This is a genomic window from Enterococcus sp. JM9B, from assembly GCF_009933265.1.
Taxonomy (GTDB): domain Bacteria; phylum Bacillota; class Bacilli; order Lactobacillales; family Enterococcaceae; genus Enterococcus_C; species Enterococcus_C songbeiensis.
The window spans coordinates 14273-39146 of sequence record NZ_MAEK01000017.1 but is presented as its reverse complement, the minus strand read 5'-3'; the positions used below and the strand labels follow the sequence as shown (position 1 = coordinate 39146).

The following is a 24874-nucleotide window of genomic DNA, read 5'->3' as shown; positions in this document are numbered from 1 at the left end:
ATGAACACAATCTGTTTACCTGCGAAAGAAGCAGTTTTCCAAGTAGACACCTTACGTCTTCGCCTTTTCAAAGTGGCTGGTAAGCTAATTCGTAGCGGTCGAAAATTGTTTCTGAAAACGAGCTCTTCCCATGTTTACCAGAACCTGTTCTATTATCTATTGGAAAAAATCCAGCAACTCTGCTGGTAGAACTGGGAGCTAACTGAAATTTTAAAAACTTATTAATTCTAAGGGATATTTGCGCTCAAAAATAAGAAAAATGACTCGTCATTCCTTGAATAGATCATATTTTGAGCTAATAGCGCTAGCGACATTTGAAATGTAATAACGGAAAAAGAAAAACCGATGGTTTTTCAAAATTAATGTTAAAAATCTAGAAGTATGAATAATTCAGGTTTATTACTAATCGTAAAAATATACTTCCCTTTCAATGGGGGAGTTGCCGATACTCTAATGGTGTCAAGTGATATTTTTTTCGAAAAACTCGATTAAGATAGCTTTGACTAGAAAACCCAACTTGTTTGGCAATATTTCCAATCTTAATTGATGTCGTTATCAACAAATGACATACTTTTTTCAAGCGAATATCTGTCAAATAATCATTAAAATGTTGCTCTGTTTGCAAGTAAAAAAGTTGCCCTAAATAAACCGATGTAACTTTTAATTTCTCAGCTAAGGTACTTAAGTTCAAGTCAGGATCTTCATAATTATCCTCAACAAGGTTTATTATTCTGAGCACATAGGGATGCAAAGCGTTAATTTGTTTATTATGATACTTTCTAAATAGGTTCATGTAAGAACTCAACCACTGTGGTGTTTCGTCCTTATAAAAACTATTCATAAGTAAAATTACGTTCTCTACCTCATCAGAAGTTAAAATAGATTCATAGGTCTTTAAAAAGAAAAGTGCAATTACTAAACGATTCTCCAACATTTTTTGCTTATTTTCTTGATTCAAAGTTGCAGTGGATATTTTTAATGCGCTTTCAAAAGACTTGTTAATATTCTTATCTTCCAATTGCAACTGCAAATCACGAAAAGCTGGATCTTTTAATAGCAGTTTTGGGGACAGCTCCTTTTTACTTATAAAGACCTCCTCCTTAGTAAACATACCTGCTAATCGAAAAAATTTTGCGCTCTCGTAGCTATTTTTTACCTGTAAAAAATGCGAGACCATCTCTCCCAGTATAATATAAATGGTTGCCGAAAATTGTTTTCTTAACTGCTCATATAGCTGTATTAAGATATTCCTATTAGCTTCTTGATTTCCTGAGAGTACACCCACAATATCTGTCAATGAATCAAAATAAACGCCTTCACTCAAAGGAGAGATGTAAGTATCGCACAGATGAAAGGCCTGTAACATTTTTTCTTTATCCAAATTTCGGATATGTACGATAAAAACACTATAATGCTTTTTTGAAATATCAATTCCAGCAATTGTCATCTGCTCATTTGAATCGTCCATACTATCTGAGCCTTTTATCCAACGCTGAAGCATATTGCTTTGAAATATTTTAAAATCATTAGACTCTGTAGAAGAAACTACGGATCCCATATATGCTATGGAAAATGATATCCGTTTTAAAGCTTCTTCAATCTCCAACTTGTTCAGTGGTTTTAATAGATAATCTTCTGCTCCCAGCAGAATGGCTTCTCTGGTATACGCGAAATCGCTATAGGCACTGATAATGATAATGCGGATATTAGGTTGAAACTGTTTGACTTTTTTTATTAATTCCAGTCCATTTAGCTCGGGCATAGAAATATCTGTAATTAATATATCGAAGACTTCTTTTCTCATTCTTTGAAGCGCCGATGTTGAACGATCACTACAGCCTGCAACAACGCAATCATAGTCTTCCCATTTGATTGACTCTTGCAACCAATTGAGAACGGATTTTTCATCATCCACTAAAAAAACTTTCTTCATGAGATCTCCCCCTATCTCCCTTAGTTTATACAACAATCTGACCTTTCTCAACTATTGCCTGCACCATAATAAATTAGTAATATTTAGCAAACACTTTATTGAATATTTTTGCCGTGAAATAGGAGATTCCTGAAAAACCAAAAAAGAATAATGCAATTGCTCCCATCACAGAAAACTTAACCAAAATAAAAATACAAAACGCCAAAAATACCACGATCATTGCTGTTGAAGGGAAACTAGCAACCCCGATTACTATTGCATTCACAATTGTCCGTTTAAAAGTATTTTTAAACTTCGCAATGTAAGGAAAAACATACAGAAGACCCACAAATAAAAGGACGTCGATAATAAGTAAAATTAATAACAGAAAAGACTTACCATAAATATTCCCTTGCTGAATAATTTTAAAATCAATATTCACTGCTACTAAAATGAAAAGAAAGACTACCCAAACCAGTGTTCCCTGTTTAAAATTAACTTTAAATGCCTGCCAAAAATTTTTAAATACATACACATCTTCATTTTTCAGCTCTTTAAATATCACTGAATAAAGAGCAGACACCGCTGCCCCCAGTGTAAAAACTGGAATGCAAAAAATAATAAATAACAGATTAAGAATTAAAAAATCAGTTACTTTTGTCATTCCTATCATAATTGGGCTATCAATTTTAAAAAGTTTCATAGCTCTCTCTCCATTCTATTAGTTATTCCAAATTTCATCATAATTTTTTTAAAAGTGAAATTCTATCTATAAGAAAGCTCAATCACCGCATATCCATTACACTCAGGTAAAGTAAACGTGCCTTCACAATACGTCAACATCGTACCGTCTCCAACGTTTTTTACTTCTTTAATTTCCTTATCTAAATGTAGGGAAACCGTTAAATTATTCACTGTAGTCCGTTCTTCAATAATATCAATCGTAGCAGATTTTCTTACAGGAACATAACTCAATAGGTGTAAAATAAATCGTTGTTTCTCCGGTTGTTCAAGCAAAGATGCCGTAATCGTTGAGGGACCATCATGAGAAATTAGCTGTTCTGGTAATAAAAGTTTTAATGCATTTTTTATTAATTTTTTACACCACTGAGGCGCGCACTCTCTATACTGACTAAAAAGTGGATGAGAAAAAACAATTAGGTTTCCTTTTCTAAATGCTACTGGATAGCTATCCTTTTTATTACTAGGGGTATATAGGTGAGAGCAAAACTTGTTTCCCAGACGAGGAAAATATGGAGCATGTGCCTCTAACAAAATCTCTGCATCTACTGAATGAATCTTATTTCCTTGTTCGTAAATGACATATTCATTTTGAGGATATAACCCTTCAGCCAACGGACCATTTGCAACAATGAAATCAGGAAAGATCTTCTGTAAAGTATCATATTCTACACCAAAGCTTGCTGGATACTTTTCACGTTGATTCAATCCGCCACGCCCACAAGCAAGAATATGCCCCCCAGATTTTACATATTGCTCAATTTTTTCTTGGAAAAAATCACTCACTAATAATGTGTCTGGAAGAATAATAACTTTATAATCAGATAAATCCATCTCGGGATCAATAATATCGAACTGAATAGCCAGCTCCTCTAAAAGTTGCGCAGCACCCATGATGTCTTTGGGCATACTATGTTCATATATTTTCTTTTCTGGAGTAACAATTGCTGCTTCTGTCACAGAAAATGAGGGCCTCGACCATGCTTCAAAATGTTCCACTTCTTTATAAACATTACCAATCAAATCATATGTTGCAGAATTTAACTTTCCAGAAGGTTCTAATTGATCTCCAATCGAACAAGCAAATCCAAAACTAAGCATTCTGAAACATTCAAACTCCAGAGCTGCCAGATTTTTTAACGAATGAAAATCTCCCCATGCAGTATGAAATTTACCCGTCATCCCCATACAATCTTTTCCAAGTTTTCGAGCATAGCGTGCCGTTATCGGAAAATGTTGATACCCCCAGTCTCCAGAAGGTAAACTTTCCAATTCAAAGTGAGTAAAGCTTTCCTTGTCTTCCTTCATTGCTGGACCAACATGCCCTGCATTATAAAAAATGGAACAGTTCTTATTGATTGTTCGAATATAATCTGTCATATCTTTTCTAAATCGGTTCATTGTAAAGTAAGCAAATTTACGAACTTCTTCCTCATTCGAAAGATCAATTCCTCTTTCTTGCATTTCTTTTCTGCAAGTAGAACACCAGCAAGGGCGGATCCCAACGATATCAAAAAACAATCCATCTAGCTTTTCTCCAACTAATTCCATCACTTCAGCGGTTATTGACTTCAAGTACTCTTTGTATCCAGTATTTACACAAAGCGATTGATAAAAACCAGGTTTTGTGAAATCTTCTCCCTCATGTGTTCCACCTAGTTTTCTAATCAGCCATTCAGGATGATGGGTAGCAGCATGGTAGTCCCATTGAACAGTAAGATAGACAGGCGCCTTGATTCCTTCTCTATGCAATGCCTCTATTTGTTCAATCAACAAATTTTTCTTTTTTAATTGTGGATGAACTAACTCTGGAAATTGTTTTGAATCATAGTATAGCCAGCCATGATGGCAATGAGCAAAAACTGTCAACGAATTAATGTGAGCCTTTTTTACTGTTTCTGCAAATTCAACAGCATCAAATTCACTTGCTATATCTGGGATTGCTTCACTAGTGTGAAAATCTAAATGAACTTGTCTAGATGATAATTCCATGTGTTTCTAGTCCTCCTGTACTTTTATATTTCTATGTGTATCTGCCGTTTCTGCAACTATACGTTTCTTCTGAAATGTAGATGCCTCTACATTTTGATCTTTATAAAGATACATCTGGCAGTTTCCATCGTGGTATGTTGAAGTAATCTTTCTTTTAGAAAATGTTCCATCTTCATAATCAAAGCTAATTCCGTCATCTTCATATAAGAAAAATTCTCCATTTCCGGGGTAGATACGACAAATAATTTCATTAGCGTCTTTACCTCGCAGAGGAATAATCGCTCCTTCCTTCACAAAAAGTGCCCCTCCTCGATTACTTGGCCACTTCGCTTCGACCCACTGTTCGCCTTTATAGGCTTCATTAGTCCAAAAGTTATACCACAACCCTGTTGGAAGATAGATTTTATTTGTAAAGCAGCCAACTAGCAGAGAGTCTCCCAATAAATACTGCCGATTTGCTTGATACGCATTCTCATCATCCGGGTAGCATAGTGGCATCGCACGAACAATCGGCATGCCTGTGTCATGCCCTTGTCTTGCAAAAGAATAGATATAAGGAAACAATTGATCATGAAGAGCAGCATAATAGCGAAATGCCTCATACTGCTTAGAATCTAAATACCATGGTTGTAGAAGTGAAGCCCAACTATTTATCTGACTCCACGGCAATAAAAAACCAAAATGCAAGCCATCGAGTGTCGTGATATCCAAATCGCAAGTCATGTTCATATGTCCGCATAAACCACTTAATAAAACACCCATTAATGCCTCTTCTCGTCCACCACAATCACACGTCCAGCTGGGTGCCCATCTTTGAATTCCGGTATAACCAACACCTGTGTAATGCATGGGTCTCATTCCTGTATACCTCTTATAGCCTTCATGAACTTGTCTAGCAAGAACCGTTGCATAAACATTATGAACTTCTTTATCCGTAAACTGTCCCGCATAAAGGCGGTCAGGATGATCATTACAAATAAATGCAGGATCTTGTTTAAACGCAGTAACACCATCATCTATGAATTTTTTTAAGTGATCAAACCATGGCTCTTCCTTTTTTGTAATTCTATCCATATAAATGGGTGTATGGGCGCGCAAATCAAAGTCTTTCTCATTGAATTCGATTTCCTCTGACAAATCCTCTCCAACTTTCAAATGATTCTGTTCCGCCCAAAAAATGTCATAATCACAGCATAACCATAGGCTTAATCCAAATCCTTTTCGCTTCATAGCACCGATAAAAGTTTCCTTTTGAAATTGTTTGCGGTCTTCTGACCAATAGGGCATGAAAAATCGTTCTTTATTCCACGCTTTATCAACAGTTACGTCATAATGTGTCTCCATCCATCCGGGCTCTAGACCAATATATTGACAAGAGATTTCTTCTTTCAAGAAATGTTCGACATCGTTTAGAATATCAAATTGCGTCTCTTTTTCATTCCCAATAAACATCAACCCATAACCCGTTTCCGGCATCAAATAAGGTCTTCCAGTTAACGAAGTATATGAGTCAAGAATTGATTTTGGGTCTCCAAAGAATAGGAAGATATCTAGCGATTTCTCAGGAGCTGTCATGGACAGTGTATCGTAATCACGGGAACAAATATCAAAAAAACTGTCTTTTGTAGTATTCAGATAAACACCAAATCCTTGGTTACTGTATAGAAATGGTTGTGGTCCGTAGGCCGCTCCATAAGTAACATGATTTCGATACACTTTTCCCCTCAAGTTTAGCTGATCAATTTTTCGATAGCCCAAACCCATAAACTTTTCAGATGCTTTGACCTGCATTCGACAAGAAACCTGTGTTTTAGTAAATTGAACCTGTCCCAAAAAAGGGCTTCTTTTTTTATTTGCTACTACTTCAAACGCTAATGTTTTAGAATTGATTTTGAAGGAAAGTCCTTGCCAAACATAAAGAATATCACTCTCTTTTTCTGAAATTTCAGGACTTTCCATTATCTTTGGTTCAGTCAACAATTCTAAACGATTCATCAACGGTTCATCCAATAAGCCATAAATAGTTGGCTGTATTTGAATACGCAATGTATTTTCCGAATACTTTTTTATCGAAAAATAATGATTATCTTTTAAATAAATTTCCATACCTAAAATCCCTTCAACAGATAATTAAAGCTTTTTTTTTCATACCCAACTAGTGAGAAAGAATGAATATTTCTTTTCTAGAGTCAGTAATTACTATATTCCATAATTACTGATGATTGCACCGGTTATCACATCACCAATCAGTTGGTAACCTTTAGATGAACAATGAACCTCATCTGCTGCTGGCGAGGCACTATAAACTCCCCATGTAAAACGATTGATTCCGCTTTTCTCCCACAAATTACAGCAAGCTATATTATTGTGCCTAGCAACTCTTTCCATTGTTTTAGCTAATGTTTGTACCGTTTGTTTCGATCCTTCTGGGTATTCATGATACCCATCGACTTCGATATAACTGTATTTCCCAACACAGTGAGGAGTAACAATTAACAATTTACATTGCACATTGTTCGCTTCTTTTAACAACTGATACAATCGTTGGATACAGAATTGAAGGCTGCCGGCTACCGTACGATCTTCCTTCTTGACAAGAGAATCATAACAATCATCTAGTTTCCCGTCTGGAATGCCTCGATCATTATATCCGGCAAAAAAGATAAGTAAGTCGACTCCCTTCACTTGTTCAACAGACAGCGGATTCAATTTGCCAACCGGACTTTCCCCACCATCTAAAATCTCAATCATACCAAGACCACCTTTACAGTGGGTGATAATCTCGCATCCAAGATTTTTTTTCACTTGTTTTGGCCAAATACCAGCTTCTGTCAAACTGTCTCCTATACATAAAATTTTTTTACCAAACCATTGCGTTTTCATTTTTCCTTTTACTCCTTTTAATTACCAAATTGGAATTGCTTGTTTGTTTAATTTAGCAATCGCCAACATATAATAAAAATCACCATATAAAATAGGATAATTGTGGATTGGATCATCGTAAGAACCTGTTCCCTTTAAAAGTAGCGGATCATTTTCTTCGTTCCAATCTGCATCTTCTTCCGTCAAAATTTTTAGTAAACGAATTGCCCAGTTCCGATATTTTTCTGCTTCATTTCCAGTAACACATGAGGCGATTTCTAAAAAACCACAGGCTGCTATGGCAGCAGCAGTATCATCTTCATAATCTACTTCTTGAGGCTGGCAAAAATCAACTGGAATATGGCAATTTTCAGGAATTTTGGAAATAAAATAATCAGCTATCTTTTGTGCCGTTTTTAAATATTTTTCATCATTTGTATGCTTATAACTTAAAGCAAATCCGTAAATTCCCCAGGCTTGTCCTCTTGTCCAAGAAGAACCATCTGCCATTCCTTGCCCACCATGCGTGCTTATTTTTTCTCCAGTAAAGGGATCAAATTCAACGATATGATTAACGGACCCATCACTTCTTACAAAAGCGGTGCGTACCATATCAGCGTGTTTTTTTGCAATTTGGCAAAATCTAGGATCTTGACTTTCTTCCGATGCCCAGTATAAAAGCGGTAAATTCATCAGACAATCAATGATTGCCCAACCCCTGGTATCGACTCCATCCTCTCTATCGTTCCATGCACGAATAAAGTTACCCGCTAAATTAAATCGTCCAGCTAAATTATCTGCTGCTAACATACCGCGATTCAATGCATCTTTTCCACCAAAAAGTTTATAGTCCACAACAGCTGTAGGCAACCATTTAAAACCACTGTCATGATCAAATCCATCTGATCGAAGAAAAATGGCATCTTGCTTCTTCTCTAATTTTTCAGCTTCTTCTTGATACAGAAAATCTTTTGTCCAAATATACATTTGCCAAAGAATTCCTCCCCAAAAACCATTCGTCCAATTGCTAATTTCATTTGAATGATCTCGTGAATATCTGCCATCAATTGGTTGATAGGGTATTTTATTTAAATTTCTTCGGATCACTTTATTCATTTTTTGAACAATTTTATTTTGTACCTCGTAACTCCAGTTTTCTGTCTCACTACTCATGGTTTTCTCCTTATATGTTTTTTTCATAAAAGAAATTGTTGACAGCTGTACCGACACAAAGCTTAATCGGATTGGTTGAGCGTAACAATTTATCGTCCAGTTTAATCGAAACTTGTCTCGTTTCATTTGCATTAATTGCCACTTTTTCAAACTGAATTAATTCCTTTTTAGGTTCGGAATGACTTTTATCTTTAGTGATAGTTGCTCGCTCTTTATACACTTGAAGAACCGTTTTGCCATCAATATCTCCAATATTTTTTACACTTCCGGTTAAAAGACAACTTTCACTATCGAAAGAAAAATCTTCGTAACTAAATTTTGTATATGACAACCCAAACCCGAATGGAAAAGCAACTCTTTGATCAAATGTTTCGTAATATCGATAACCAATATAAGATCCTTCACGATAAGTCACGCTTTTTTCTCCGGGAAATTCTCCAAATTTTGCGACTGGAGTATCCGAATAGGCAATTGGAAAAGTTTCTGCCAATCTTCCAGAAGGATTCACTTCACCAAATAGGACCTTTGCTAATGCTCTACCGCCTTCCATTCCCGCATAATACATGAAAACTAACGCTTTTGTTTGAGGTAAAAAGTTTATCATTTCTACGGGAGCCCCCCCATAGATCACGACGACCGTTTCAGGTTTTACTTTCAATAATTCTTTGATCAGTTGATCTTGCTCATAAGGTAATTTCATAGATGCTCGATCCTGATTTTCAACATCAAAATCATGATTCAATCCTCCAACGAAAATGACTGTTTCATAGTTGGCGGCTTTCTTTACTGCTTCTTCCCGCAGTTTTTTTGTAGTTTCTAGTTCTTCTGAAGAAAGAATACTATTATCAATGATCGCCTTTGTTTCTAAACTATTTGCTTGCCAATTTAAGTCTGCTGAATCTGGATGGGCATCCTCTTCTGTTAGTTTCTTTGAACTTTGATAACCTGCGATATAATCGATTGTGACATTGCCACCTAGCTGCATCTTGATTCCCATGAGGGGAGGTATTTCATACAAAGCGTTGATTTCTGCACTTCCTCCACCATTTGCGTGCTGATAGATAGCGTTTTCTCCAATAACTAAAATTGATCCATGATTATTTTTCAATGGTAGTATTTGATTTTCATTTTTTAGCAGAATTATGGATTCTTCTGCTACATTCAGGGCAGTTTCGCGATGCTGAGGATCATTATAACTCCCCCCTTTGCGAGACTCATCTCCAGCTTTAATTCGTTTCATCAAATGTAAGATCCGTTTTACTTTATCATTTAATTTATCCTCTGATATTTCACCATTTTCAATAGCTTTTTTTAATGGATTGGCTAAATAATAATTATCAAAATTTGAAGTAACAGACATCTCAATATCTACTCCACTAATCGCTGTTTTTTTTGTTTCATGCACACCTCCCCAGTCTGAAATGACGATACCATCATAATTCCAATTCTTTCTCAATTCTTGATTAAGAAGAAAGTCGCTCTCACAACAAAATTCATCATAAATTTTACTGTAGGAACCCATAATTGAATAAGGGTTTGCCTTAGCAATAATTTCTTTGAATACTCGTAAATAAATGGTCTCTAACGTTTCATTATTAACAATGACCTCTAAATTCATTCGATGTGTTTCCTGATTATTTAAGGCAAAATGCTTTAAGCAAGCCGCGACATCATTTTTCTGAACGCCTTTTATAAAGGGGGTTGCCATCTCAATTGTCAAAAATGGATCTTCACTGAAATATTCAAAGTTACGTCCGCCTAGAGGTGTTCGTTTAATATTAACTCCTGGACCTAAAATAATATCTTTTCCCCTACCACGTGCTTCTCTTCCTAAAACTTCTCCATCCCTAAAGGCAAGTTCACGATTCCATGTAGAAGCTAACGCACTGATACTAGGCAGATAGGTCACATAGTCATCATTATTTTTAAGGGGCTGCCATGCGTCATTTTTAAATTCATTCCGCACACCCATTGGTCCATCGGACATTTTTAAGGATGGAATTGCCAGATGGTCTATTCCTTTCGTTTTGAATAAGCCATCTCCATGTACCATGCCTATTTTTTCATCAAGAGTCATTCTTTCTATCTGTTTGTTCATTTTTCTTTTCCGTATCCTTTCCAATATTTATATCTTCAATCTCTGCTACCGGAGGAAAAATTAGATGGACTATCGTTCCCTTGTTTACTATTGATTCAATCTTCACACCATATTTGTTTCCAAAAGCAATTCTTAACCGATTATGAACATTGCTCAATCCCAAACGGCTTTGATCATTGCTACCCAGTTCTTTTTTGATTTGTGCCAATTCTTCTGCAGTCATTCCTAAACCGTTATCTTTGATAATAATAGTAATCACATTATTATGCAGAGCCCCTGTAACCCAGAACTTATTTTCCTGCCCTGTTTTGTAGCCATGAATAAAATAATTTTCTAGAATTGGCTGTAAAGAATATTTAGGTATTTTGTAACTAAGAAGTTCATCGCTGATTTTGAATTCATACTGGAATTCCCCATCATGTCTCAAAGCAAATAAATTGATATAAGATCTTAATTCCCGTAATTCTTCACCAATGGTAGCAATACTGCCACCTCTTATTTGATATTTCATCAATCGCGAGAGAATTACAATCATTTCGGCACCGTCTTCTTCCCCATTTCTGTCCAATCGCTCACGAATAGCTTCTAAGGTGTTATACAAAAAATGCGGGTTGATGACGGATTGTAACGCCCGAAACTCTGACGTTTTTCTTTCGATTTCGTAAAGATAGGTCTGCTGAATTTGATGAAGTAATCGTTCACTCATTTTATTGAACTGGGCGGCTATCTCTGTGAACTCATCATTTCTTTTTGTGTCAATAGGAATTCGATAATTCAAATTATTTTTTCCAATTTCTGCCATACCTACAGTCAGATCATCCATTCTTTTTTTCATTAAATAATTGGAGATAACGGAAAGAACAATTAGAAGCAGAATTGATAATAAAACTGTTCCAATCAGTAAAAAGCTTTCTCCGAAAGGAACCTTACTCACCAAACTATAAGGAACACTATAAAAAACCAGATAATTTCTCTTTGTATTGTGACGACTCCCCACCAAAAATTCTTTGTTTTTTTTAGTTTCAATCGTGCTGCCATCAATTAGGTTCGAAAGTGTTTTGTCATCAACTGTCTTTTCTTGATAATTCTCATTATTAGTGTAGATGATATCTCCGTCCAAAGTCGTAATTCCAAACATTGAATCTGCTGTAGCTTCCGGTGTTTCACTATTGATTCCTAATGCCTCGGAGGAATAACAAATACCAATTTTCACTGCAGGTTCGCGTTTTCCATTTTTTATTGTGCCACCTGTAATCATAAAAACAGGTTCTTCATAGGTTGGTGATTCTCCGAAATTCATATCCAATTGTTGACTACCAAACATTTCTCGAGTATTTCCAGTTTTGAGTAGATTTTTGACAAAAATCGAATCATTATCAATTTTTTTTAAACTATTCTCACTACGTAAATAAATAAACGACTGTTGATCCGTTAGCCTGGTCACGACGATTGCTTCTACATCGCTATCTTGCAAACAAATATTTTTAAAGATCCCATTCAAATCAATGCTATCCTCATAGGAAGATAAACTGAAATCTGCCGAAATAAACTTGTTCCAGATAGTTTTATTTCTATTGTCCTCTAGCGGTAAAAATAGTTTATAAAAATCATTGTGTTTTCCTGCGATTTGTCCTTCTAATTTAATCAAGTTTTCTTCATACGCATGCTTTTGTTCCAACACGTTCTCTCGTTGAAAAGCTACAAAAATAATCGAACCAAATAACAAAATAACAATTGAAAAGACCACCACATTCAACACCAATAATCTGGAATAATATCCCGGCTTCTTCCTCATCTTTTTTCCCTCCACATAAAAATAGAAAGACAAGACAATAAAACTTCATCTTGCCTTTTTATTTTAGCTATTACTTCCTATGATAATTTCAACATTCATTATACTATTATCAATTTACTCGTTGGGGTTTGAAAGAAAAAAGATAGAAATATCTGATTATTCGCCGTATTTACTAGCTTCCTCAAGAGCTTCTTTAAATTCGGTCGTTCGCAAATCGACAACTTTCTTAATTCCTAGTCCATTTGCTTTCGTCTTCATTTCTTTCCATAGTTTGTTGTATTCTTGTTCATTCGAAGCAAAAACCATTTTCCACGAATAACTCTTCACGACATCACCAATCTGGGTAATTGTTGTTTGCATATCATCAGGAGAAGTGTCCATCAGAGAAAACGCATAAGTTGTTTTTACTAGGTATTCATCGTTGTCCTTCGCGTAGTGGAACATATCAATGGCATCGTCATGGTCCGCCTTCCAATCAGCAACCAATTTATTTCCTTCAGAATTTCTGTTCAAAGTAGATTCCCAATAGGTATTTGACATGGATTGATCCTTTGTTTCAGGATTAATCGTTTGTTTGGTCATGGAGGAACTGTTAACAATATTGTAGGCATCTAATATAGTACCGCCACCATTCAAAACTTTTGAATTATCAAGAATATCAAAACCTTTATCAGTAACATATCGTAACCCGTCCTCGTCTTCGTCCCACACTTGTCCTTGAGGTCCATTATAAAGTAAGTCAACACAATCATAGGAATAGAAATAATTCAAAAATTTTAGTGCTGCTTCCTTATTTTTACATGCAGAACTGATTCCCAGTGTTCGACCGCCATCACCTGTCACGTTATCTTGCATAATAGGTACTGTAAAATCTTCTGCCCAAACTGATTGATAACCTTGGAAATCATCTTTATTAGTTCTGTCAGTGGTATTGTAGCCTGTTGTAGCCCATTGCCATGGAGAAAATAGAATTCGTCCATTATTGTATTTATCCAAAACGCTATCCCATTTTTGGGTGATCGAATCTGGATCAATCAAACCTTCTTGATTTGCTTTGTAAAAGAAATCGAGAATTTTTTTATACTGACTGCTCTCATCTAAGATACTCTTGATTTCTCCTTGCCCATCAGAGGGAATTTCCGTAAACTGATGAATTTCTCGACTATCGACACCATATAAGGTAGCTATATAAGATGCCAATGCCATGTCAGTGGTATCCCAGCCATTAAATAAAGAAATCGCATAAACAGATTTTCCATCCTCTGTTTTTGAATAAGCATCTTGCATTTGTTTAAGGACAGGTATATAGTCATTCAATGTTTTGATCTCAGGTTTCCCTACCTCTTTGTATACATCCCAACGTAACTGAGGATTGAAATTGACGTCATCTTGCGGACCAATAGCCGTAGTCATCGTATATAAGCCCTTGTCTTTTCCACCGGCAGAATCTTTTTGATAAGCAATAGCACTTTCAAAGTTTTTATTTTTGTAAATATTTGGAAGTTGGTCTTTGTAATCATCTAAATTTAATAATAGACCCGCACTCGCTGCATTTTGTGCATCCGTTTTGCTACTAAATCCCACGATATCCGGTAGTTCGCCGCTTGCTAATAACGACTGCATAATTTGTCCAGCACTCGTTCCCGCATCGTCTTGTAGATTGAGCGTAATACCTAACTCATCTTTTAAAATTGTTGAAAACCATTTTGCCTTTTGAGTAGCGCTTGAATTACCCCCGTAGGAAATAAATCCTGTTAATGTGGCACTGTCCCCTTCTTTTGTGCCAGCATCTTTTTTGTCTCCACAACTGGTGAGCGTACCAACGAGAGCAAGTCCTAATAAACCAACCGATACTTTTTTAAAAAAACTTTTTCCATTCATTACCTTTATTCTCCTTCTATTTTATTATAAGGCTAAAAAATCAACCTTTTACTGCCCCAATCATTACGCCTTTTACAATATATCTTTGGAAAAATGGATAAACGAGTAGAATTGGTAATACGGTAACCGCAGTAATCGTATACCGAATTGATGCTGGTGTTAACGTTAATTGTGCTGAGCTAACCATATTTGAAGAATTACTTTGCATCATTTGTGCCAAAGTATTAACCTCATTCAAATATTTATAGAGAATATATTGCAAGGTATAATAGTTGTTTTTAGTCATATACATGACCGTATCCATAAACGAATTCCATTGACCAACCGCTGCAAAAATAGCGATTGTAGCAATGATTGGCTTAGCTATTGGTAATACAACGTAAAAGAAGCGTTTAAGATAGCTCGCCCCATCAAGTTCTGCCGATTCTTCTAAAGAAGGCGGTATTGACTCAATATAAGTTTTTGCTAATATCATATTAAATGGAGATGCTAATGCGGGCAGTACGTACACCCAGAAACTATTCAGTAAACCCAGATTTTTAATATTAAGATACGCGGGAATCACGCCAGCGGAAAGATACATAGTGATGATTACAAAACGATACCAAAACTTTCTCAACCAAAATTCTTGCTTTGTCAAGGCATATCCTAAAAATGCGGCTGAAATTACGCTAAAGAATGTTCCAACAACAGTCCTGGCAATCGAAACTAAAAATGCGGGAAATAATCCTTGAATCTTAAACACTTCTAAATAATTGTTAAAATGAACGTGTTTTGGTAAAAAGCTGATGGCTCCATTTGCAACTAGATCATTTGCACTTATTGAATTAATAAAAATGTAATAGAAGGGAAAAATACAAATGAGTGCTAAAAGTATGAATATGGAGATATTAACAATATCAAATGCTCCTATTTTTTGTTTTTTCATCTCTTTCTCCTTAAAAAACTGATTGCTTACGAATAAGTCGCGAAGCATTATTTGCTAAAAATAATAACGTGACACTGATCAAAGATTTTAGCATTCCTATTGCCGTTGAATATGAGATATTATTTCCCACTAACCCATTATTGAACACGTAAAGATCCAAAACCTCAATATTGGATTTATTCATCGCATTTTGGAAGATGAAATATTGATCCATTCCATTGTTCAAAAAATTGGCAATGGATAGCACGAGTAAAACAAAAAATGTCGGTAATAGCGAAGGAATCGTAATGTACCAAATTTTTTGAAATCTACCTGCTCCATCGATATCGGCAGCTTCATACATCCCTTCATCAATACTGCTTAAAGCAGAGATATACATAATTGCGCTCCAGCCTAATGTTTTCCAAATTCCCAGTAACCACATTGTTACCCAAACATGATCCGAATCTGCCAAAAAATTAATGCCGTTTTCTGTTACTCCAAGCGCTTTCAAAATGTTATTAACCAATCCACCGTCTACTGCAAAAAGAGAATAGCATAGAGCAAAAACCAATACCCAACTTATAAAGTTTGGGATCGTGGTAACTGTTTGAACAACCTTTTTAACTTTCTTAAGGCGAATTTCTTGCAAAAATACAGCAAATAACATCGGTAATGGTGCCGATAAAAGTCCCAAAAGACTCATCGCAAAGGTATTCTTTAGAACTCTGATCAATTCTTGTCTAACAATAGTATTAGAAAAAGGTTCTAAGAAATGCTTTAATCCAACAAACTCAGTATCAAATAAATTATAACCCGCCTTATAATCAAAAAAGGCATAACTCCAACCAAACAGTGGCATATAACAGAAGACAAACACAGCAATTAAAAAAGGGAGAGAAAGCAGAAAAAGTCTAAATCCACCTTTTTTCCCACTTTTCTTTTTCTTTTTGACAAATGCTGGCGATTGCATTTCTGTGCCACTTACAATAGCGGCTTGTTTCATTTTTTTCTCCTCCTAAATTAATATCCATTTCCCTTTCCAAAGAAATAATAGCGCATACAAAAACAAAATCATATAATACTTATTCTGGATTTTTTTCAAAATTTAAGATCGATTTACTCCAGAAGAAGGCGTTTCAGTTTACTGCTTCTAAAGATAAATAATCCGTTTGATAAACTTGTACTTCAAAAATCGTAACAAATGGACTACCATTCGTTGAAAGACACTCAAGAAGCAGCCGATCACAAGTAATTTTTTCTTTTAGGATAATCGATTGATTTCTCAAAAAATTATCGCATACCTCAATTTTTTCTCGGTCGTTGGGAAGGGGTGGGTATTACTTCCCGAGAAAGATTGGGCTCGAAACGCAAACGAATATTTAAAACTTTAATGAGCCCTGAATAATTCATAACTTTTTTGAAATACTATTCAAACAACTGGTCCAATAGTGTTTTTTGTTTCATTATCCAACACCTTTTGGGTGTACAAAAAGAACCCCTATCTGCTATGGTTAAATCGCCAAAACCTAACCAAAGAAAGGGGTTCTCTCAATGGCTACATTACAGGAAAAACGCGTAAATTTCAACTCAAAAATGACGGTGTCTAATACAGGAGACAAACTATCCACAGACGCTGGTTTAATTTTGGTTAAAGAATTTATGGACTCCATCGGCTTTACAAAACTGGCAAAGCAACTCCTAACCTTCAATGAGAATCGTCGCTATTGGATTCATGACAATATTTCCGTTCTGGAACAACTATTTTTTCAGCTCATCGCAGGTTATCCTGCGGATTCTTCTGCCAACATTCTGAGTGAAGATCCAATTTTTCGTTTGGTACTGGCTAAGGAATCCTTAGCCTCACAAGCCTCAATTTCTCGCTTTTGGGATCGTGTGAGTGAAAAGACAATCGCACAATTTCAACTCTTAAACCAAGCATTAATCGACAAAGTTCGTTTAAAACGGAACGTTACAGAAATGATTATTGATTTAGATTCCACTCATTCGGATACCTTTGGTAATCAAGAAGACGCCAGTTTTAACGCCCACTATGGCACGAACGGGTACCATCCATTGGTAGCTTTTGATGATCTGACGGGCGATTTTCTCAAAGCAGAACTTCGTTCTGGAAATGTGTATACATCTAATGGCGTGAAAGAATTTCTGAAACCAATGCTTGAACACTATCAACAAGTCCTCCCATGCACGAATATTCTTGTTCGAGGAGATAGTGGTTTCGCGACACCAGAAGTATATGAGACTTGTGAAGCCAATGATAGTTATTATGTTATTCGCCTGAAGGCGAATAGAAACCTAGAAAAAATTGCAGAGAGTTTCGTTCTTGTGGGAGATGATCATCCGTGGGATCAACGGGAAGTTCACTATTATTCAACTACCTATCAAGCTGAAAAATGGTCAAAAGAGCGACGGATTTGTATCAAATCGACCAGAGAAGCCAATGAATTGTTGTTTCGGCATGAATATTTGGTTACAAATTTTTCCCACGACCTTTCGCCTCAAGCGATTTTCGGTATTTACCATAAGCGTGGTATTATGGAAAATTACATCAAAGAAGCCAAAAATGGTTTCTATTTCGATAAAACGGATAGTTCCACTTTTCTGGAAAACCACGCTCGGATGATGATAAGCCTCTTGGCTTACAACTTGGTCAACTTCATGAAAACAATCTGTTTACCCGCGAAAGAAACGGTTTTCCAAGTAGACACCTTACGTCTTCGCCTTTTCAAAGTGGCTGGTAAGCTAATTCGCAGCGGTCGAAAATTGTTTCTGAAGACGAGTTCTTCCCATGTTTACCAGAACCTGTTCTACCATCTATTGGAAAAAATCCAGCAACTCTGCTGGTAGAACTGGGAGCCAACTGAAATTTTAAAAACTTATTAATTCTAAGGGGTATTTGCGCCCAAAAATAAGGAAAATTACTTGTCATTCCTTGGATAGATCATATTTTGAACTAATAGTGCAAGCAACATTTGAAATGTAATAATGGAAAAAGAGAAACCAACGGTTTTTCAAAATTAATGGAAAAAATCTAGGAGTATGAATAATTCAGGTGAGCGTAGGAAAATATATAATACCCAATCATTTTGATTTCCAACGAATCACCAACAATTGCTTTTTTCTTTTTCAGTTTGAGTAATACCGCTTAATAAATTTTCTAGTTCAAATCCTTTTTGAAAAGAAGAAGCCGAAACCAATACCGACAATGTGTAAGGAATTAAATAAGTTTTTTTCAAACAATAGGAGATCGCGGGATCTTTCTCACTACTTATTCCACCGAATGTATGAATATCCATCGACCACCTACCATAAGCAACGGAATCAGCAAAAAAACTTCTTTTTGTTAAATCATCTTCATCTAATACAAATCACCAACTAAACGTTACGACTCTCTTTTACCTAATAAAAATTAGACCCAATTCAATTCAAGATTTTCTGCCACACGTTCACCTTGATTCTTGATATAATTCCAAATTCCGTATAACACTTTTAATAGTTATGTGTGGATTTTTTCGCTCTGCATGGTAATTTGCTCCAAAAATATACATTCTAATCTCCAAATTGGGATTTCTACCTAATTCGGTATTATTTGAATAAGAGTGGTCTTTATGCCTTCTCCCGTTGCTGTAATATCCGCTACGAGTCAAGACATTCCACCACCAATAACGACAAATTCAGAGTGTTGTGTTTTTTTATGTAAATATTCCAAACCGCCTCCCCCCGTTCATTTAGTGAGGAGTGTTCCTTGTGTAAAGGTGAATTCAGAAACAAAGGATTTAATTACTTCCAGAGCTACTAAATCTATTATAAAGCCTTCATTATATCTATTCAGGGGAACATAATTTAATTGCTTAACATCTACTCCTAATAAAAATTTGAGCCATACTAGCGATGCTGCAAATTTTCCATAAACTGGTGAAAGATGATGCCCATCCCAACTCAAATTAACTTCTCCTGTTGTCGAGTGAAACATATTCATTTTTCTGAGTTCTTGAATTGCTTTACCCGTTGGTATAACAAAAAGAGAGAGTTCTTGTGCAATTTTTTGATAACAAGCGGACAACTTTTGATACATCTCCGATTGACTTTTATGATAACGGAAAAACGCCTCATTCTGACTATTTATCTCATATGCCCATGTTTGTTGGATACAAAATTTGGCATGCGGTATATTTTGACGAAGATAGGCATAGATATTCAGGGCATAGGGGTAATAGGTTGCGGATACGCCGCTATCTCTGCTAGCCTGCTGAGAAACAACATAATCCCACTTTTCAGAAAATAAAACTTCTTGAATAGTAACCGGATTTTTTTGACTCTCCTCATCATAATAGCCATTTAATTCATAACGATAGACTGCTTGTTCATTTGAGATATTTTGCCAATGCCGTTCAAAAGAGCAACCACCTAAATTTAAATTGACTACTTTTGTTTTAATTCCCGCTGACAAAGCTGCTTGATGAAGATAAAAAGTTGCATTTTCAGAAAAACTATTTCCAATGACTAAAATTTTAATCACAAAAATCACTCCATTTTAGTTTTTACTTTAAGAGATTATGCCATACCCGTATTTTTTCTTACATTTCATTTATCCTAAATAAAATATTGATTGAATTCTCATTCTCAATAACATATTCTGCTTGAATTAAATAGGCTTTTTTTTGTTTGCCAGAATGATCAGCATACTTTTTTTCAATAAGTTTAATTTTATCCGTTTCAAACTGAATTCTACATTCTCCTCCTTTTTCTTTAAGTATCACCTGTTTACCAAAAATCACCGGCTTAATCAGAGTAATGAAATTTTCAATAACAGTATTGGGACCCATTGAAAACGAAAACTGATCGCTTAACTCTATTTGGCATAAGTTGTCTGAAGAATGAAAAGAACGTATGAAGCTCTTTAATTGTGTTCTTTCGGGATAAACGTCTGTCATTTCCATTAAAAATCCTTTTTCATCATTGACTACATCCCTAGCCATATAATTTCCAGCTCGTTCAAATTCACTGTTAATGATAGGAACAGAATGTCCTTCTGAAGATGTCGTCAAAAAATCATAGCGTGTCTCCGGTAAAAAATATGAAGTTGTATATTCACCTGCTCCTAAATCAGTCAAAAATAGTCCCCTTTTCCCTCCTAAAACAAAGTGTCCCACATCATTATGATTATGACTCTCGTTATTGATACCCGCCTTAGCAGCAAAAAAGAAGTTTTTTTCTCTATTTTTTTTTATCAACCATTGGGCCTTTGGTAAGTAAAAATTCTGAGAATTATCTTCCCGATATTCTTTTCCTTCTTTACCCCAAAGAAGATTTCGTGATAAATGTGCAAATCTATACGCATGGTCAAAATCAAGCGAATTCATTTCCTTTTTGGTAACAGGCAATTTATACTCTTCTTCGCAAAAAGATAAAAGACCTGTTGGAATATCTGTTCCAGTGTAGTCTGAAAAGGGTATATAGCCTTTTCCATTCATTCTTATCTTGTATGGGAAAGAAGCTATAGCTTTAACCTTACTTAATTGAAAATACCGACTATCTTTTCTAATCTTTCGGTATAATTCAGCAAAATAAATGAAGTAGCCAAAGCCGTAGGACCAATAACCAATTCCTTCTTTACAAGTGCCGTCACTATCAAAACTTGCTAAATAACTTTTTAAACAGTGATCCACTTTACTTAAAAGTGGGATCAATCGCTCTTCATTGTTAAATTGCCAGAGTGCAGCCATGCCGATTGCCCCAGGAACTACTGCACTCCAATTATTTTCCATCGTTTCCCAAAACCAGGTTTCTTTAATAAAGGGTTCAAATATTCGTTGCTCTAACTCCTCATCAATTCGGTGTTGAATCATTGGACTTAACTTTTCACTTAATAAGTGTTTTCCTTCCGCCAGTGTATGCGCGGTCTCAGCTGCAAATAAATCAATAAAAAAATGACTGTCTGTTGTAAATTGATCATTTTTTGTCGGCACATGAGCTGGAACTGCCCATGTGTACTCATTACAAACCTCCCAGATTACGTTTTCAAGCAGCTCTAAACCTTCTGGTGAAGGAGAAAGATAACTATCAAGGATAAGCACCGCTAATTGTCTCCTTCTTGCAAAGTACTGATCCTCAAATAGTTGTCGATGTCCAGTTTTTAAAAACGCTTGATAGCCATTAAACAAAATAGGCATCACAGATCCATTCTTTTGATACTTCAAAGCAGCTATATGGAGTTCTTCAACAAATGGCTTAACAAATAAATTCACTTTCTCACCTTTTCCTATTCATTTCTTTTCTATCCTTAAACCGCATTCTTTTAGTTTTTCGATGATGAATCTGTTTATACAATAATTTCTATTTTCTAAAAATCGCCAAAAATTTCCTTTAACCAATCAATGCTATCTGCTACCCAATTTGAGGCCCGAGGACTGATATCTTTTGGAACTTGAATTGATGAGTTACCCGTTGAAAAACCATGGGGACCAAAGCTGTAAATATGGCTTTCGAAAGGAATTTCTTTGTCGGCAAGTATTTCTAGAAAATCAAGACTGTTTTTGATTGAAACTACATTATCATTTCTAGTAGCAAAAACAAAACATGGGCAAGTAAACTGATCCACTGCTGCAACAACATTTGGTGCATCTTTGCTATATTTTTTTACATCTTCTGTTAATAATGAATAACCTAGAACAGCTGCATTTGGACGATGACGTGCCATTGTCGCAGCACATCCAGCAAGATGTCCTCCAGCGGAAAAACCAATTACCGCAATTTTTTGTGAATCTACGTGCCATTCCACTTGCCTCTCGCGAATTAATGCCATCGCCTGTTCATAATCTTCCAGTGGATTTGGCCATTGTTGATTTTTTTCGACAGAATATCGCAAAATAAATGCCTGATAACCTGCCGTTAAATATGGCATCGCAACAGGATCTGCTTCGGTATCCGAACAAATTTGATAGCCCCCTCCCGGTAAAATCAAAACTGCAGGTCTCTGGTGTATTCGAAAAAATTCACCATCTACTTTTTGAATATAAGCTGTAAGTGTAACGTTTCTATTTTCATTTAAATTGATCTCTTCTATCTTCACGTAATTTGCCTCCAATTTTTTTATATTTGAAGATTTCCTTCAATAGACGAATAGTCGATTTTTTTATTCTCACCATTTTTCATTTTGATGGTTATTTGAAAAGCTGCGTCGGATGCTTCATCATAATCAACCTCTTCTATTGGAAATATTTCCTCTACTGCAAAATCCTCATGATTTTTCTTGGTAAGTATTTGAGAAATCAATAACATTGGCGTTTTCTGATTCACTTTTGCAAAAATAATTATTGATTGTAGAGAATCTGGATTCGTTCCCTTGCTACGATATACAGCTAAATTATCCCACCCTTTGTATATTGTCATTACCATTTGTTTTTCATTTCCATTATGGTCGTAGCCTTTTAAAATGATTGCCTTTGCATCACCTTCACTAATTTCGCTTAGTTTAGTTCCATTATCTGGAAAACCAAAGGACCCTAGTGTCATCGCAGTAGACCTCCGTAAAAAATGTGGTTTATCCACTCTGATTAGTCCGTTTGAAACTGGAAAATCAGCCAAATCCAATTTATTTATCCATGTATACTCCTTAGGTGTCGCAAAATCGAAAAATAATCGCCGATATAAAATTCCTTTTCTTTCTCCACTCCATGCAATAAAATTTCCTCTTTCATAGTGTCCAGAGGATAAATCCTGCAAAACATATTGTTGTGATTCCAAAAAAATAGCTGGTGTCGCTTCCCAAGGATATCTAGTGTTAAAACAAAGTTTTGCATAGCCCCACATATCATTAACAACAGCCATATTTCGTAAAACTTTCCCACTTCTAAGAAGAGTTTCACCATTTGCGAAGTGATTGGAAAAAGAAAGAGCTGGACCATTTAACGTGGTCCTCTTTACTTGTTCCATTTCGTTGTCTCCCCAACTGCCGTTTTCTTCTTTTGCTTGCCAGAAGGGATGCGACTCTGGTAAATATAGAATCATAAAAGCCTTTCCAAGCCACAGAGGTGAAGCTGCACATGAATATCCTTGTAACATAGGGACAAACTGTCGGTAGAAACCTAGTGTGGGAATTCCTTTAAGAAAAGTATCTTCTCTATCAAAAAACTGTCTAAGTGCTCCTGAACAAATTTTTCGTGCCAAACCAAAATTACATGAATTCTTTTTTAAAAGTAAATTTCCAAAAAATGCAGCAGTTGGTGCATTTCGATAAATCATACTTCTTCCCCACATATTTACGAATCCTTCTTCATCAAACATATCGGGAAACGTTTTCATAAAAATATTCGCATATTCCTCAAATTTCGCTGCAATTTGCGGCTCATTTTCATACCCATACCAGAGATTCCAAATCGGAGCATAGAGATTAAACGCCCAACAACTATAATAATCAAATGTATGTCCATCACGGTACCACCCATCTCCTGCATAGAAAGCCAGAATTTCTTCCGCATATTTTTTCATCACTACCTTATCGATGGAATAGCCCTCCATGTGTAAAAAAGCTAAATCCAACATATTAAATAATTGCCAATTATTTGTAATAGTATTTCCATAGCCATATCCCTCAATAAAAGTTACGATTATATCCTTCTCCTCTGAAGTATAGCTATCCCAAATTTGTTCTTTACTCATCCAAAGACCAATGACTAAAGCAGCACTCTCTACTGTTTGTTGGAATGTACGAGAGGGATTATCAGCTCCGTATTCCTTCAATAAATCATCATATAACCCAACGCAAAGAGAATCATTTCTTGTACAACTTCTTACTATTTGTTCTTTGTAATAATCGCTTACTTTAATTTCGTTTAATCTCAATGATGGATCATCATGAATCAAAGGTGCTGCAATAAAAAACGAACGTGCCAACCCTTCAAAACGTTCAGATATTTTCTCCAAAGAGTTTTTTTCATCATGAGGATAAGTTACTTCTTTCTCTCGTCGTGGTAAAACAATAGAATCATTCACGGAAAAAATTGATTGGAATATTCCTGATAAAATGAATTTTCCTGCTTCTTTCCAACTATCCCTAGTTAATCCGGTGTAAGGACTATTGTTATAATCCAAATTTTCTTTACAAAAATCCATTTCTTTCTCCTTCTCCTTCATTCAAGAAAAGAATACTGATATTAGTCCAAAAAAAACATAGTATTAATTATGCTTTTTTTAAAAAAAACAAACAAAATTTTACAATTAACAATATGTCAGGTTAAAAAACGGCAATTTTGAATATTCTTTGGTCTTAATCCGAAGAATGTTCAAAATTGCCGTTTCTCTATATACCTATTTTTTTATCACCTAGTAATTAGGCGCTTCTATTTAATTTTCTTACTAACGTCTCCCCTTCGCTTAGTTCATCCTCCTTCACATGTTTCAAAAGATACCCAATTCGACAGTGAACGAATTTAGAAACTCTAACACTCAATAACCAACATTTCGTATCCAATCACTTGATCAATTTTTAGA

At 35.6% G+C, this 24874-nt stretch carries 17 protein-coding genes and 1 pseudogene; 2 read left to right on the top strand and 16 right to left on the bottom strand.

The features are described from left to right. On the top strand, positions 1-189 hold a 189-nt coding region (locus tag BAU16_RS05580; RefSeq protein ID WP_202621249.1), incomplete at its 5' end, for a transposase. 238 nt (positions 190-427) lie between these two features. Here BAU16_RS05580 and BAU16_RS05575 read toward each other — a convergent pair. From BAU16_RS05575 to BAU16_RS05525, 11 genes are all read right to left on the bottom strand, one after another. Next, on the bottom strand, positions 428-1933 hold the full coding sequence (locus BAU16_RS05575) for a response regulator transcription factor (protein ID WP_161526687.1): 1506 nt from the start codon (positions 1931-1933) through the stop codon (positions 428-430). A gap of 73 nt (positions 1934-2006) precedes the next feature. After that, positions 2007-2615 (bottom strand): YesL family protein, encoded by a 609-nt coding sequence (locus tag BAU16_RS05570; protein ID WP_161526686.1) that lies wholly within the window; start codon positions 2613-2615, stop codon positions 2007-2009. A gap of 62 nt (positions 2616-2677) precedes the next feature. Then, the gene (locus BAU16_RS05565; RefSeq protein WP_161526685.1) at positions 2678-4645 is read right to left on the bottom strand and encodes an alpha-amylase family protein; all 1968 of its coding nucleotides are present in this window, start codon (positions 4643-4645) and stop codon (positions 2678-2680) included. Positions 4646-4651: 6 nt separating this feature from the next. Further along, positions 4652-6751, bottom strand: coding sequence for a TIM-barrel domain-containing protein (locus BAU16_RS05560; protein WP_161526684.1), 2100 nt, complete (start codon positions 6749-6751; stop codon positions 4652-4654). A 93-nt stretch (positions 6752-6844) separates the two neighbouring features. Then, a complete protein-coding gene (locus BAU16_RS05555) occupies positions 6845-7528 on the bottom strand; it encodes an SGNH/GDSL hydrolase family protein (RefSeq protein WP_161526683.1) in 684 nt (227 codons plus the stop codon). Between the two features lie 21 nt (positions 7529-7549). Beyond that, on the bottom strand, positions 7550-8680 hold the full coding sequence (locus BAU16_RS05550; RefSeq protein WP_161526682.1) for a glycoside hydrolase family 88 protein: 1131 nt from the start codon (positions 8678-8680) through the stop codon (positions 7550-7552). 10 nt (positions 8681-8690) lie between these two features. Then, complete coding sequence (locus BAU16_RS05545) at positions 8691-10778, bottom strand: glycoside hydrolase family 3 protein (RefSeq protein ID WP_161526681.1); 2088 nt, start codon at positions 10776-10778, stop codon at positions 8691-8693. Next, the gene (locus tag BAU16_RS05540) at positions 10747-12573 is read right to left on the bottom strand and encodes a sensor histidine kinase (RefSeq protein ID WP_161526680.1); all 1827 of its coding nucleotides are present in this window, start codon (positions 12571-12573) and stop codon (positions 10747-10749) included. Before BAU16_RS05540 ends, BAU16_RS05545 begins: the two co-directional genes overlap by 32 nt. 156 nt (positions 12574-12729) lie before the next feature. After that, positions 12730-14454, bottom strand: coding sequence for an extracellular solute-binding protein (locus BAU16_RS05535; RefSeq protein WP_161526679.1), 1725 nt, complete (start codon positions 14452-14454; stop codon positions 12730-12732). 40 nt (positions 14455-14494) lie between these two features. Next, positions 14495-15382: a carbohydrate ABC transporter permease gene (locus BAU16_RS05530; RefSeq protein ID WP_161526678.1), complete on the bottom strand. Its 888-nt coding sequence runs from the start codon at positions 15380-15382 to the stop codon at positions 14495-14497. Between the two features lie 10 nt (positions 15383-15392). Beyond that, a complete protein-coding gene (locus tag BAU16_RS05525; RefSeq protein ID WP_161526677.1) occupies positions 15393-16367 on the bottom strand; it encodes an ABC transporter permease subunit in 975 nt (324 codons plus the stop codon). Between the two features lie 548 nt (positions 16368-16915). Between BAU16_RS05525 and BAU16_RS05520 the strand changes: the two genes are divergently transcribed. Beyond that, positions 16916-18229 carry an IS1380 family transposase gene (locus tag BAU16_RS05520; RefSeq protein ID WP_161526676.1) on the top strand — a complete coding sequence of 438 codons (1314 nt, stop codon included), beginning with the start codon at positions 16916-16918 and terminating at the stop codon, positions 18227-18229. A gap of 254 nt (positions 18230-18483) precedes the next feature. On the opposite strand, the pseudogene BAU16_RS05515 reads toward BAU16_RS05520, so the two are convergent. From BAU16_RS05515 to BAU16_RS05495, 5 genes and pseudogenes are all read right to left on the bottom strand, one after another. After that, positions 18484-18735: pseudogene (locus tag BAU16_RS05515) on the bottom strand (hypothetical protein); the annotation flags it as partial. A gap of 371 nt (positions 18736-19106) precedes the next feature. Continuing rightward, positions 19107-19901, bottom strand: a complete 795-nt coding sequence (locus BAU16_RS05510) for a DUF4886 domain-containing protein (protein WP_161526675.1) — start codon at positions 19899-19901, stop codon at positions 19107-19109. Positions 19902-19959: 58 nt separating this feature from the next. Next, positions 19960-21630 (bottom strand): hypothetical protein, encoded by a 1671-nt coding sequence (locus BAU16_RS05505; protein ID WP_161526674.1) that lies wholly within the window; start codon positions 21628-21630, stop codon positions 19960-19962. Positions 21631-21725: 95 nt separating this feature from the next. Next, the gene (locus BAU16_RS05500; RefSeq protein ID WP_161526673.1) at positions 21726-22454 is read right to left on the bottom strand and encodes an alpha/beta hydrolase; all 729 of its coding nucleotides are present in this window, start codon (positions 22452-22454) and stop codon (positions 21726-21728) included. A 20-nt stretch (positions 22455-22474) separates the two neighbouring features. Further along, positions 22475-24496, bottom strand: coding sequence for a DUF2264 domain-containing protein (locus BAU16_RS05495; protein ID WP_161526672.1), 2022 nt, complete (start codon positions 24494-24496; stop codon positions 22475-22477). Positions 24497-24874: the final 378 nt, after the last annotated feature.